Source organism: Virgibacillus sp. FSP13 (assembly GCF_054048505.1).
In genome coordinates this window covers 160130-174043 of the sequence record NZ_JBSVKG010000004.1, presented here as the reverse complement: position 1 = coordinate 174043, position 13914 = coordinate 160130, and the positions used below count along the sequence as shown (strand labels likewise).

Here is a 13914-nt window from a genome sequence, read left to right as displayed (position 1 = left end):
CCCCTCTGCCTTGTATGAGGAGGATTTTTCTGCCATTTAAATTTATGCAGTTGTATAGTGTTCCTTCACAATATCCGCACAACGCGTGCACAATTCCGGATGGTCGTGATCTTCGCCAACTGTTTCCGAAGCAACCCAGCAGCGTTCACACTTTTCACCAGGATGTCTTTCTACTTTGACATGGACGTAGCGATATTCACTCGCACCTTCAACATTTTCGGCAACGTCAGCTTCCGACACGATCAGCAGCTGATGCAAATACGGAATTTGTTCCAGCACTGCTTTTGTCTGTGCATCTTTGGCAACGATCGTTATTTTTGCCTCAAGTGATTTCCCGATTACTTTTTCATTTCGTGCTTCTTCCAATGCTTTTAAGACGTCATCACGAACCTTCATAAAGTGATCCCATTTTTCCAGTGTTTCCTTATTTTCAAAAACAGTCTTTGGTTTAGGAATGTCAGTTAATTGTACATATTCCGCTTCTGTACCTGAAATGTATTCCCACACTTCCTCTGCTGTATGTGGAATAATTGGTGTTAATAACTGTACAAGACTCGTTAAAATATCATAGTACACCGTTTGGATACTTCGGCGACGGTGGTTATCTGCTGCTTCTATATATAAAATATCTTTAGCAAAATCTAGATAGAATGAGCTTAAATCCACCGCACAGAAATTATGAATCTGATGATAAATCGGTGAAAACTCATAATTATCGTAGCTTTCTTTGACGTTTACGATGACGTTTTGTAAACGATGCAGCATATAGCGATCAACTTCTTCTAAATCTGCATCCTGAACGCGGTCTTTAGCCGGGTCAAAATCAGCAATATTGGCAAGCATAAATCGGAATGTGTTACGGATTTTACGATATGTTTCGGATACCTGTTTCAAAATATCATCCGAGATTCGCACATCTGCCTGATAATCAACAGAAGATACCCATAAACGTAAAATATCAGCACCGAGTTGTTTAAGCACTTTGGAAGGCTGAATAACGTTCCCTAGTGATTTACTCATTTTTCTTCCGTCACCATCAAGTGTAAATCCATGACTAATAATATTTTCGTATGGTGCTTTGCCCGTTACCGCAACAGCAGTTGACAATGATGAGTTGAACCAGCCACGATATTGGTCACTTCCTTCTAAATACACATCTGCCGGTCGTCTGTGATCGTCACGTCCAACTAGCACAGCTTCATGTGATGATCCCGAATCGAACCACACATCCATAATATCTACTTCTTTCGTGAACTTGCCATTAGGGCTATGTTCGGAAGTAAACCCTTCAGGTAACAGTTCTTTAGCATCCCACTCAAACCAGATATTTGATCCATGCTCAGCAAATAATGTAGATACATGTTCAATAGTTTCATCGGTAATGATTGGTTGGTTATCTTCTCCGTAAAATACTGGAATTGGGACACCCCATGTGCGCTGTCTGGAAATACACCAGTCTTCACGATCACGAACCATATTGTAAAGACGTGTTTCACCCCAATTTGGATACCAATTGATCCGTTTGATTTCGTTTAAAATATCTTGACGGAAATCTTTAATCGACGCGAACCACTGTGATGTTGCCCGGAAAATGGTTGGTTTTTTCGTCCGCCAATCATGTGGATAGGAGTGAGTGATAAATTTTAATTTTAATAATGCCCCAACTTCTTCCAATTTTTCAGTAATAGCCTTGTTCGCTGTATCGTAAAACATGCCTTCATATCCCGGAGCTTCATGCGTGAAAACACCTTTTTCATCCACAGGACATAATGCCTCTATTCCATATTCTCTAGATACGTAAAAGTCATCTTCCCCGTGTCCTGGTGCTGTATGGACACAACCGGTACCAGCATCTGTTGTTACATGTTCACCTAACATAATCAGGGAATCGCGATCATAAAACGGATGCTTCGTTACGATTCGATCTGCTTCTTTTCCTTTGAATGTTTTTACAACTTCTGGATTTTCCCAGTCTAATTCTTCAGCAACAGCAGATAACAATTCTTCGGCAACTACAAATTTTTCATCGTTTACCTGAACAACAACATAATCAAATTCGGGATGTAGGCTAATTCCTAAGTTAGCTGGAATTGTCCATGGCGTTGTCGTCCAGATTACAAATTTTTCTCCACCATCTAGCAATCCCTTCCCATCTGTTACATCAAATGCAACATAGATAGATGGCGAACGTTTATCATGATACTCAATTTCTGCTTCAGCCAATGCCGATTCAGAAGAAGGTGACCAATAAACAGGCTTTAGTCCTTTATAGATGTAACCTTTTTTGGCCATTTCGCCAAACACTCGGATTTGTGCAGCCTCATAATCCTTCGTCAACGTTAAATATGGATTATCCCAGTCTCCACGTACACCAAGTTCTTTAAATTGTTCGCGTTGATTATCCACTTGTTTCATAGCATATTCAGCACATTTTTGTCTGAATTCAGCAATTGTTAACTTCTTACGGTCGACCTTTTTCTTTTTTGTTAATGCTGTTTCAATTGGCAAACCATGTGTATCCCAGCCTGGAACATATGGTGCATGATATCCTGCCATTGACTTGTAACGGGTAATAAAATCTTTCAAAATCTTATTTAACGCATGGCCAATGTGTAAATCACCATTTGCATATGGAGGGCCGTCATGAAGGATAAATAATGGTCTGCCTTCCGTCCTTTGCTGGCCTTTTTGATACAAATCAGCTTCTTCCCACTCTTTCCGTCTTACAGGTTCTTTATTCGGTAAGTTCCCACGCATTGGAAACTTTGTCTTTGGCATGAGTAAGGTTTCTTTGTAATCCATCATATATTTCCTCCTAAAATTTTACTATCACTTTGAGATTACTTTCCATTTATAGTGGAATAAAAAAAGTCTTCAACATCCCCAAAAAGGGACGAGAAGACTCGCGGTACCACCCTAATAAATTTAAATACACATTTAAATTCACTCAAGATTCGTAACGTGAATGAACCGTCCATACCTACTAGATAATCGTTCGAATGGATACTCCAGAGTGATCTTCTAAAGGTATTCTGATCAGGCTTCCACCTAATTCCTGACTCGCTAAACAGACTCATACCTTTATACTGTCTCTGTCATCGTTTTTTTCATTTAATTAATCATGTGAAAATTATATGCATAAATCCGATAAACGTCAAGGTTTATGACTTATTTTCTGCCAATTCTAGTTCATCGCCCGTTTCTGTATCTAACAGTTCGTCCCAATCATCGGTACCAATCATGTCTAATTGTGCTTCGATCAACATTTTTAACCTGGTCCGGAATACTTTTGCCTGTTTTTTCAATTCTTCAACATCCATGGAAATACGACGCGATTTGTCTAATGCCTCGTTGATAATTCGATCAGCATTTTTTTCTGCCTCTTTAATAATTAATTTTGATTCCTTTGTCGCATTACCTTTTACTTCCTCCGCAGTCTCTTGTGCAACTAGAATTGACTTATTTAATGTTGTCTCAATATTCGTAAAGTGTCCCAATTTTTCGGTCAACTGTTCCACCTTTTCTTGTAAGTCTTTTTTTTCACGGATTGTCATTTCGTAATCTTTAATTACTTGATCTAAAAATTCATTCACTTCATCTTCATCATATCCACGCCAGCTTCTGGTAAATTCTTTATTATGAATATCTAATGGTGATAATGGCACAAAGGCCACCTCCTTACGAAATATCGTATCGATTAAAGAAAGCACAAACGCCTTTAGCGTAACGTCCCGAATTTGCGTTTACTCGTCCACTAACGAAACTCTTATATACTTTCTACTTTTTAAAAAATAATTGTCCTTTGTTCGTTATAATTCGACATAACTTGAAAAAATCCTGCACGCTTTTTAAATTATTTTAAGATTGCCGTTGTTATTTTCCATTTATCTTTTTTTGTTTGACCATTTATTGTAACCACTTTACTTCTTCCTTTACCACGAACTGAGATAAGGTCCCCAGCTTGTATACTAAATGCTCGTTCTTCAACTATTTTATAGTTTACTTTGACAAGCCCCTTAGAAATAAATTGGGTAGCATCCTTTCTGGATATGTTATAAATTTCTTTTAATACAGCATCTAATCGAAGTGATGAAACGGTGTTATCTGCTTCCTGCCATTGTACGTTATCTTCTAACAAAGCAGATAATGGCTTTTCCGTTAATCTAATGGTTGCCTTCTTAATTGCTGTCAAATTAGTCAAAACATATGGAGCAATATCACTCGCCATCATGATTTGTAATACACCATTTGCGACATGGATATCTCCCAGTTTTTTTCTTTTTATTCCTAACGAAAGAAATGCACCCATAACATCAGGGTGAGATAAAGTAATAAATTTTTTCTGATACGATGCCTGCATTAAGGTAAGCTTGAAATCTTCCTCTTCTATAACATCATAACAAGGAGCGATGATCATCCGCTTCCTCTCCGTATGTAATCCCCCACCGTGTTTATGTAGTCTTACATCATCATGGTTCGTACCAACTACTATTTCCACAATTTGTTGTTCTCTTGGATCTAGGAAATCGGTCAATTTTGGTTGATACGTTGTTTCAACTTGCTCTTTCCATGTTAAAACTTGATCAATAAATGGTTGCTCATCTTTACGAAAATGCTGATAAATATCCATATTTCTCACCCTAAGTACATGTTCAAAAGTCGACAAATTAGAAACAAGAAGATCAAGGCGGCGTAGTCTTGGACCGGGCTTGCACACGAGGTGCTGATTTCTATGTTACCCACAGGACGTGGGTGGGCTTAATAGAAGTTCCTTTATAGTCAACGAAGATACTCGCCGTTTATCATTTGATGACTTTTTGAACATCCTTTTATAAGAAGATTATTTTAAATAACTCAAATAATCCCATCCTTGCTAAATACAAGACAAAAATTGCCACGATTGGTGATAAATCAATCATACCTAAAGGTGGAATGATTTTGCGAAATTGTTCTAAATATGGTTCGGTGATTTTTGCCAAAAACGTCCCAAACGCTGATTCACGTGCACCGGGAAACCATGACATAAAAATATATACAATCAACGCATAACTGTATATGACGATTGCCGTATCTAAAATATTAAATAACTGGATCATATCATCCTACCATCCTTTTTCAAATTCATCTTCTCCTGCAAATATCTCAGAAATTGTTCCTGACACATCAACATTATCTGGTGTACATAAGAATGTTTCCGCACCAAGTTTTTGAATATCGCCATTTACGGCATAAACTGTTCCACTGAGAAAGTCAACAATTCGTTTGGCTTGCGTATGGTCGATTCTTTGTAAATTAATAACAACAGCACGCTTGTTAACAATGTTGTCAGCAATTTCCTGTACTTCATTGTATGATCTTGGTTCACAAAGCACAACTTTGGACGATGGCTGCTGCATACTTTTTAGATTCACAACATTGTTTTTTCGCTGTTGTGTTGATGTCGTTTCAGGCAACTCAATCTCCTCCTGCTCTTCCTCTATATATTCATATTCATCATCCATCGTAAAGAATGTCTTAATTTTATTTTTAATACTCATTATAACCACCTCAATTAGTTTGTCCCCACCAATTTAGAACCGATTCTAATGTGTGTGGCCCCTTCTTCAATCGCTATCTGATAATCATTACTCATTCCCATTGATAAATAGTGGCAAGGTGCTTGTGGAAGATTCTCTTGTTGTATAGCGGTTTTCAACGTTGCTAAATGTCTAAACGTATCCCGCAGTAGCTTCTCATCATTAACATGTGGTGCCATGGTCATTAAACCAACCACACGAATATTTTCATACGTTTGAACATCATTTAAAAAAGGGATAACAGCGTCTGGTGACAACCCATGCTTAGATTCCTCACCACTTACATTTACCTGGACAAAACAATCAATTGGTGCTGTTGTCCGCTTATTTATTTCCTTTGCAAGTGATAGACGGTCCAACGAATGGATAACATCCACTTTATCGATAACATCTTTTACTTTCCTTGACTGAAGGGTACCGATAAAATGCCATGTCGCTTGATCTTGAAAGTGTTCATGTTTTTCCAAAAAACCTTCTAGACGATTTTCGCCAAGATTGTTAATCCCTGCGTTGATTGTTTCTTTTGTTCGCTCTATTGTAACATATTTCGTAACGCCGATTATGGTTATTTCCTCCGGATTACGATTGCTGTTTGCACATGCTTGTCTAATATTCGAGCGAATTTCTTGCAGATTTGCCGATACTGTCATTGTTTCTTTTACTCCTCCCTAGCATCATCACGTAGAATAGCCAATATAGCCTAACATTCTACCAGTTTTCCCATTATCTCTTCTATGTGAAAAAAATAACGAATCATCGCGAAATGTACAATAATTAGTTACATCTATATTATGACGTATAATACCACATTGTAAAAGGATTTCTACATTTAATTGCTTTAAATCCAATAAATAATGACCATTTTCTTGGATAATGGCTGTTTTTTTGCAGATATTTTCTGGTATATGACGAATTACATGCTCATCAACTTCATAAACTTGTTGTGAAATACATGGACCAATCGCAACGAGTAGATTGGCAATATCAACATCAGCGGCTTGTAGTTTGTCTACCATTTTTCCCGCAATTCGCTGAACAGAACCTTTCCAACCAGCATGGGCTATGCCAATATAATTTGTTACAGGATCAAAGAAAAATAACGGCACACAATCGGCAAAAAAAGCAGTACATAATATCCCAGCTTCATTTGTAATCATGCCATCAATCTTTTCTAATGAATCTTGAAACGATATTGCACCCTTCCCCAAATCTTGTTGGTTTATTTCGACAATATCTGTTGAATGGATTTGTTCGCCCGCCACCCAATTGTCAAGTGGAAAGTCCAGTTTTTGTGCTAATTGCTGTCGGTTCTTCATAACATGAGTTTTATCGTCCTCCACATGTAATCCTAGGTTAAACGATTTATATGAATTTTGGCTAACACCGCCCTGTCTCGTTGTAAAACCCACTCGTAATTTTGGATTTAATTTTTGCCATTTCTCTATATGTAATAACGAATTAGTAGCATGCATAAATGTTTCCGTCATGTTTATTGTCCTCCTTAAAAAAACCACTAACTTGTACCATTCTATCATAATTTTTATTCTATGAAATGTTGATCCGGATATAATGACGGTGTTTGCACATTTTTTACTAGGATAACGTCAGAGCCAATTGTTTCAATTTGATTCCAATGAATAATCATTTCATCTGATTTACCGAAAAAGCCTCCCTGCTTATCCTTTACACTTAAAATCAACGAAATAATCTTGCCTGTTTCTGCATCAATTTCCAGATCTGAAAAATGTCCTAATCGTGTTCCATCATCAATCACAATAATTTCCTTTATTTGTAACTCAGATAACTTTACCATATGCTTCACCCACCTTACTAAACTATATGCGAGGATGGGATAGTTTCATGTAAGATTTTCTTATAGAGGATGTTCAAAAAGTCACCAAATGATAAGCGGTGAATCTCTTCGTTGGCTTGTTTCTCCGCTCCTTGGAAAAGAAAATCACTTTTCCATCGTGGGATGTGAATTCGGTGAAGCTTGTCTTGTGATCAAAACTACGCCGCCACGACCTTCTTGCTTCTAATTTCGCGACTTTTGAACACGCACTTATATGCATGAAGGTCCAAATTCAAATCATTTTCAGCAAAAAATAAGCCGCATCACTTTAATGTGATACGGCTTGTTGTTAAGTTATTCAAACATCTGTTTATTCATTTGGTGGATGGCCGCCTTCTCTAAGCGGGAGACTTGTGCTTGAGAAATACCAATTTCATCAGCGACTTCCATTTGTGTTTTTCCTTGAAAAAATCGTTTATTTAGGATCATTTTTTCTCTTGCATTTAATTCATACATTCCTTCTTTCAGGCTAAGTTTATCAACCCATGTGTCATCTTTATCCTTGTCATCGCTTAATTGATCCATCACAAATATTGGGTCTCCCCCGTCATTGTAAATAGGTTCGAATAACGATACAGGGTCTTGAATAGCATCCATGGCGAAAACAATATCAGAGTGTGGAACTCCCATTTCTTCTGCAATTTCCATTGGTGTCGGTTCTTTTGATGTTTTATTAATCAATTTTTCTCGAACCTGCAATGCTTTATAGGCAATATCCCGCAATGACCGGGAAACGCGAATTGGATTGTTATCGCGTAAATATCTTCTAATTTCACCAATGATCATTGGTACTGCATAAGTGGAAAATTTAACATTATGTCCTAGGTCAAAATTGTCGATGGATTTCATTAGCCCAATACAACCTACTTGAAATAAATCATCGACATATTCTCCGCGATTATTAAATCGTTGGATAACACTTAAAACAAGTCGTAAATTTCCGTTAACAAGTTCTTCTCGTGCAGATAGGTTTCCTTCTTGCATTTGAATAAATAATTTCTTCATTTCCTCATTCTTTAAAACCGGTAACTTTGATGTATCAACGCCACATATCTCTACTTTATGTCTTATCATCTGTTCTACCCTCCCAGTTGGAGATGCTGTTCATGGACAGTATCTCCCCCTAGAAGGTTTTTTATGCAATACAAACAGTGCTAATAAAGGTAAAAAATTGGCTCATTCCTGCGAGAAATAAGGACTAAACCATTTTATTAAATTCTTTTTTTAAACGCCTAATTATTTTCTTTTCCAGGCGTGAAATATAAGATTGTGAAATGCCAAGCATATCCGCTACATCTTTCTGTGTTTTTTCTTCCTCGCCAATTAATCCAAAGCGAAGTTCCATAATTTGTTTTTCTCGATCATTTAATTGTGATAGTGCATTTTTTAATAGGTGTTTATCGACATTTGTTTCTAAGTTCCTTGTAATAATATCATCGTCAGTTCCAAGTACATCAGATAATAGCAATTCGTTCCCATCCCAATCAATGTTTAATGGTTCATCAAACGAGATTTCCGATTTCAATTTGTTATTTCTTCTTAGATACATAAGTATTTCGTTTTCAATACAACGAGAAGCGTACGTAGCTAGTTTGATCTTCTTTTCCGGATTAAATGTATTAACCGCTTTAATTAGTCCAATAGTTCCAATGCTGATCAAATCTTCAATATTAATTCCTGTATTCTCAAATTTTCGCGCAATATAAACAACTAACCGCAGATTCCGTTCAATTAGTATGGAACGGGCTGCTTTATCTCCTTTTGGCAAAAGTTCTAAAAGTTCTTGTTCCTCCGATTTGGATAATGGAGGTGGTAATGCTTCACTTCCACCAATATAATAGATTTCATCTGATTTAAACCCTAGTTTCATTAAAGTTTTGTACCACCATAATCGAATCCGTAATTTCCATTTCCGCAAAGTTTATCTCTCCTTTTTATATACTCGATAAAAACTTCATTCATTGAGGGTTTACTGCCTTTAAAGGCGAATAAATGACAAACCAAAAACGGTTAAACACTACCCTTTTGCTCAAACTACGCTGAATGAACAGCAGCTAATTTAATTATTTGTGGGTGTAATAAACAATGGTAACGTTGATCATGTGTTAATTCGGCAAATTGAAAGCCAATTAAAATTTTATTCGTCACAATTTTTTTCTCATCGTAGTATACAATCAATTGATCTGGCTTCATTGCCAGCATGAACAGACGTTTTCCGTCAACCCCCTGAAATGGTACTAGTTGAATCTTCTTTTTCCACCGCTCCGGGATTTTATCAAAATCCAACTCCTCTTGTGCGTCTTTAAGCAGTCGCCATTCGTCCTTTGAGAACCAATGCATTAAAAATTGTTCATCACAAATAATGACGGGTTTTTTGGTTAATGGATCTACCAATTGATTTCCACTATCAATATATCCAGTAGTTGAATTGCTTTGATTATTAACCTGAATTGTAACGGGATACAACTGATCATACCGGATTTTTTCTATGGCGTGCTTGTCCATACGATTTTTCGTAAACCACCAAATTATCGGAAACCCTATCACAATAAACAACCAGCTCACAGGGTCACCAAATCCTTTATTAAAGGTGAATATTCCATTGGACGAAATCCCAATTGGATTTTGAAACAAAAAGTGTACTGCTATCAAACCACCTCCAATAGAGAATGTTGTAAAGTAAAATAAAAAAAGCATTTTCATCAATCGATAGAACGAAGAATACCCAAATGAACATAAAATAATAACGACAGAGTAAACAATTTTACCGGCTGTAGTCGTTATAATAGTTTCCGGGTAAATTAACGAGATTGGCACAATCAAGGATGCAACAAACGCACCAAAAAATATCCTGATTTTTCTTGTGCTATCTTTTGCTAACATTTGGGTAAGCATTAAGAGCATCATATCTAACAGGAAATTCAACAGCCAGACAGCATCAAGGTAAATTGTCACTCTACTCTTCCTTTCCCGTATTAAAAGTATCATGATGATTTAAATTGGCTGTTTTCTAAAAGATTGGGGCTGCTATTACTCGCCCCATCGAAAACATTTGTTGTTTTTTAGACAATAGATATAAAGTGCGACGTAACTGCAGGGCTCTTTTCTATAAGTACGTGCATATCCCGCCGTCCGGGATCGCTCCGGATGGATGCTTTCCGCGGGCACGGCCTCAGCCTCCTTGCCCCGGCGAGGGGTATGTCGACGTTGTCCGCAAAGGGCGGTTTTAGTCGACCCTCCTTTTCAAACCACTCTGCGGGGTCTTCGGACACGTGCTGTTCCCGCAGGAGTCACCACCCTCCGCTCACCCGGACTAGTGAAGTGGTAGGATGCGACTTTATAGAATACGTCCTACTACAGTTAATGGTTTGTAAACACAACACCAGCGGAGGAAATACACGTAGACTCCCGGGGGAAGAGAGGCATCGGTGAGACCCCGCAGTGCGTTAGCACGAGGAGGCTCAACAGCCGCCCCCGGAAAGCGAAGTGTATTTCCGTAGCGGTAATTAGTGCGCATTTTATATCAACTACGAAATTAATAAAACAACAAACATTACGAAAAGAGCCTTTAAAATAGATTCATTTACTGAAAAACAAATGCTATAAATGAAGTATAGCGGACTTGATCAGCAAAGTCTGTCAGTTCTTGCAAGCATAATAGGGCTAATTTTAACAAGTTATCGGGGAGTTTGTCGGTTTACATAACACTAATCTTGTAATTCCAGAGAATGGTATTTTTCGAATGTTTGAAGAAATTAACATGGGCGTATACTCTTCTGCTATACCCGATTTGACATTAAAAAAAGAGCAAGCGAGTAGATAAGGATCTAACTCGTTTGCTCTTTTTGCCTGCTATATTTACCTATTTCGATTTCGGTTTCGTAAAAACGTTGGGATATCCAATGTATCTTCCTCTGGCTTTGGACGTTGTTGATTTCCCGTATCCCTTTGCTGCTCTCTTTGGGGAATATCCTCATTTACTCGAGTTGCAGCATGTTGTTTATGATTGATAACTGGTCGACTTTTTGGTTGTTGTTCTACTTTTTGATTTTCGTCAAATCCTGTTGCAATAACAGTAACGATAATTTCATCTTTCAAGTTCTCATTTATAACTGAACCGAAAATAACATTTACTTCATTATCAGCAGCTGAAGTGACCAAATCTGCCGCTTCTTGAACTTCATACAAACTTAAATTGGCTCCACCAGTTATGTTCATCAGGATTCCATGTGCACCATCAATTGATGTTTCCAATAATGGTGATGAGATTGCCTTTTTAGCAGCTTCTGTTGCACGGTTTTCACCAGTTGCAATACCAATTCCCATTAATGCAGATCCTTTATCAAACATGATTGTTTTAACATCGGCAAAGTCAACATTAATTAGGCCTGGCTTTGCAATTAAATCAGAAATACCTTGTACACCTTGACGAAGTACATTGTCAGCTTCTCGGAACGCTTCTAGCATAGGTGTGTTTTTATCGACTATTTCTAGTAATCGATCATTTGGAATAACAATCAAAGTGTCAACACTATTTTTCAATGTATCTATACCAGAAATGGCCTGGGTCGATCGCCTTCTGCCTTCAAATGTGAATGGACGTGTTACAACACCCACTGTTAATGCACCTAAATCTTTGGCAATTTGTGCAATAATTGGGGCAGCACCCGTTCCAGTTCCGCCACCCATTCCGGCTGTAACGAATATCATGTCGGCACCCTGTAACACTTCTTCAATCTGCTCTTTACTTTCTTCTGCGGCCTTTTTTCCAACTTCAGGATTTGCACCTGCACCTAGACCACGAGTTAGTTTCCCACCAATTTGTAGTTTCACTTCTGCTTTTGATAGATTTAACGCCTGTGAATCTGTATTAACAGCAATAAACTCAACGCCCTCAACACCGTGTTCAATCATTCGGTTAACAGCGTTATTTCCACCGCCGCCAACACCGATAACTTTTATTGTAGCCAGTTGATCCATGTTCGTGTCAAACTCTAACATATATTGTTCCTCCTAGATATGCAAAATTACGAGAACTTTAGAATAATAGGATCGCTTATTTAATCAAAAAAGTATTTAAACAAATTCGCGATTCCAGATTCTTTTTTCTTTTTCCCTGTAGTTTCTTCAGCTTTTGGTTGTTTTTTTGTTCGTTTCGGATTTTCTTCATAAGCATTAACAAGTACAGATGGAAATAATTCTTTTCCTTGTATTTTCGCATTACGATAAGCAAATTGCAAGATTCCTACCCCTGCAGTAAACTGTGGTTCCCGAACGCCTATGTAATCTGGTAAAGACATTCTAACATTTGATTGGTACAAATCCTGTGCAAGTTCCAATACACCGGGCATTTTCATTGTACCACCTGTAAGCACGTATCCACCTGGTAATTCATGGTATCCCATCCGTCTAATTTCTCGTTCAGCATACGCATAGATTTCTTCCAATCTTGCTTCAATCATATCGGCAATTTGTAATTGATTATATGTTTGTGATGTATTGCTACCTATAGTGGATACGTTAAATGTTTCATCTTCTTGTGCATCATCGTAGAAAGCATGTCCATAATTTAGTTTAATATCTTCCGCTTCCTCGGTTGACGTCCGAAGTCCAATCGATAAGTCTTTCGTAATGTTATCTCCGCCAAGGGGAACGACACTTGTGGATACTAAATGATCACTTTCGAAGACGGATACAGTTGTACAGCCTCCACCAATATCAATTAATGCAACACCTAGATTCTTCTCATCTTTTGATAAGGCAATGGAACCTGCTGCAAGTGGTTGCAAACAAATATCGGCTACTTGTAATCCGGCACGTTCCACGCATTTTAAAATGTTGTGTAGAACCGTTTTTGAACAAGTAATAATTGTTCCTTCCATTTCCAAGCGAACCCCAATCATTCCTCTTGGATCCGTTATTTCATCTAATCCATCTACAATAAATTGCTTTGGTATTACATCAATAATTTCTCTTTCTGGTGGAATGGAAACAACTTGCGCACCATCAATGACACGTGTTATATCCTCATCACCAATTTCCCTATTTTCACTTTGAACTGCTACTACACCATGACAAGCCTGCAACTGAACATGATTTCCATTAATACCAACAACCACACGATCAATTTGCATTCCTACCATGCGTTCTGCCTGTTCCACCGCATTTCGGATCGAGTGTACAGTTTGGTCAATATCAACGATGGCACCTTTTTTCATGCCATTTGATTTTGCAGAACCTACACCAATAATATTTAAGGAATCATTTAACACTTCACCAATAATAACCTTTATTTTTGATGTACCTACGTCTAGGCTTACTAGTATTTCACTGTTGTTCATGTAAGGCACCTCCAATTCAGAAGCATCTGATTAAATGTTTCAGATAGATTCACATTTCTTCTATTCTTTTATTATAAATTAAAATCCTAAAGGAATACACATAAAAATAAAAGATATATAGAGTAATTCTACAAAAAACCTTCAT

The 13914-nt window shown here is 37.6% G+C and carries 13 protein-coding genes and 1 other annotated feature; all 13 genes read right to left on the bottom strand.

The window, feature by feature from the left end:
- Nucleotides 1-42: 42 nt before the first annotated feature.
- Nucleotides 43-2802 (bottom strand): isoleucine--tRNA ligase, encoded by a 2760-nt coding sequence (gene ileS / locus ACW2QC_RS05880; protein WP_457543086.1) that lies wholly within the window; start codon nucleotides 2800-2802, stop codon nucleotides 43-45.
- 84 nt (nucleotides 2803-2886) lie between these two features.
- Nucleotides 2887-3108, bottom strand: a binding site (T-box leader).
- A 53-nt stretch (nucleotides 3109-3161) separates the two neighbouring features.
- Entirely contained in the window at nucleotides 3162-3665 is a 504-nt protein-coding gene (locus tag ACW2QC_RS05875) for a DivIVA domain-containing protein (RefSeq protein WP_457543052.1), read from the bottom strand.
- Nucleotides 3666-3853: 188 nt separating this feature from the next.
- The gene (locus ACW2QC_RS05870; RefSeq protein ID WP_457543051.1) at nucleotides 3854-4630 is read right to left on the bottom strand and encodes a YlmH family RNA-binding protein; all 777 of its coding nucleotides are present in this window, start codon (nucleotides 4628-4630) and stop codon (nucleotides 3854-3856) included.
- 199 nt (nucleotides 4631-4829) lie between these two features.
- Nucleotides 4830-5096 (bottom strand): YggT family protein, encoded by a 267-nt coding sequence (locus ACW2QC_RS05865; protein ID WP_457543050.1) that lies wholly within the window; start codon nucleotides 5094-5096, stop codon nucleotides 4830-4832.
- A gap of 6 nt (nucleotides 5097-5102) precedes the next feature.
- Nucleotides 5103-5537, bottom strand: coding sequence for a cell division protein SepF (locus ACW2QC_RS05860; protein ID WP_457543049.1), 435 nt, complete (start codon nucleotides 5535-5537; stop codon nucleotides 5103-5105).
- 14 nt (nucleotides 5538-5551) lie between these two features.
- Nucleotides 5552-6226: a YggS family pyridoxal phosphate-dependent enzyme gene (locus tag ACW2QC_RS05855; protein ID WP_457543048.1), complete on the bottom strand. Its 675-nt coding sequence runs from the start codon at nucleotides 6224-6226 to the stop codon at nucleotides 5552-5554.
- A 27-nt stretch (nucleotides 6227-6253) separates the two neighbouring features.
- A complete protein-coding gene (gene pgeF / locus ACW2QC_RS05850; protein ID WP_457543047.1) occupies nucleotides 6254-7063 on the bottom strand; it encodes a peptidoglycan editing factor PgeF in 810 nt (269 codons plus the stop codon).
- A gap of 53 nt (nucleotides 7064-7116) precedes the next feature.
- Nucleotides 7117-7389, bottom strand: coding sequence for a YlmC/YmxH family sporulation protein (locus ACW2QC_RS05845; RefSeq protein WP_457543046.1), 273 nt, complete (start codon nucleotides 7387-7389; stop codon nucleotides 7117-7119).
- A 333-nt stretch (nucleotides 7390-7722) separates the two neighbouring features.
- Complete coding sequence (gene sigG, locus ACW2QC_RS05840) at nucleotides 7723-8502, bottom strand: RNA polymerase sporulation sigma factor SigG (protein ID WP_457543045.1); 780 nt, start codon at nucleotides 8500-8502, stop codon at nucleotides 7723-7725.
- Nucleotides 8503-8626: 124 nt separating this feature from the next.
- Complete coding sequence (sigE, locus tag ACW2QC_RS05835; protein ID WP_457543044.1) at nucleotides 8627-9346, bottom strand: RNA polymerase sporulation sigma factor SigE; 720 nt, start codon at nucleotides 9344-9346, stop codon at nucleotides 8627-8629.
- A gap of 116 nt (nucleotides 9347-9462) precedes the next feature.
- Entirely contained in the window at nucleotides 9463-10383 is a 921-nt protein-coding gene (spoIIGA, locus tag ACW2QC_RS05830) for a sigma-E processing peptidase SpoIIGA (RefSeq protein ID WP_457543043.1), read from the bottom strand.
- 903 nt (nucleotides 10384-11286) lie between these two features.
- Nucleotides 11287-12429 (bottom strand): cell division protein FtsZ, encoded by a 1143-nt coding sequence (gene ftsZ / locus ACW2QC_RS05825; RefSeq protein ID WP_457543042.1) that lies wholly within the window; start codon nucleotides 12427-12429, stop codon nucleotides 11287-11289.
- 59 nt (nucleotides 12430-12488) lie between these two features.
- Nucleotides 12489-13769 (bottom strand): cell division protein FtsA, encoded by a 1281-nt coding sequence (gene ftsA, locus ACW2QC_RS05820; RefSeq protein ID WP_106497702.1) that lies wholly within the window; start codon nucleotides 13767-13769, stop codon nucleotides 12489-12491.
- Nucleotides 13770-13914 lie beyond the last annotated feature (145 nt).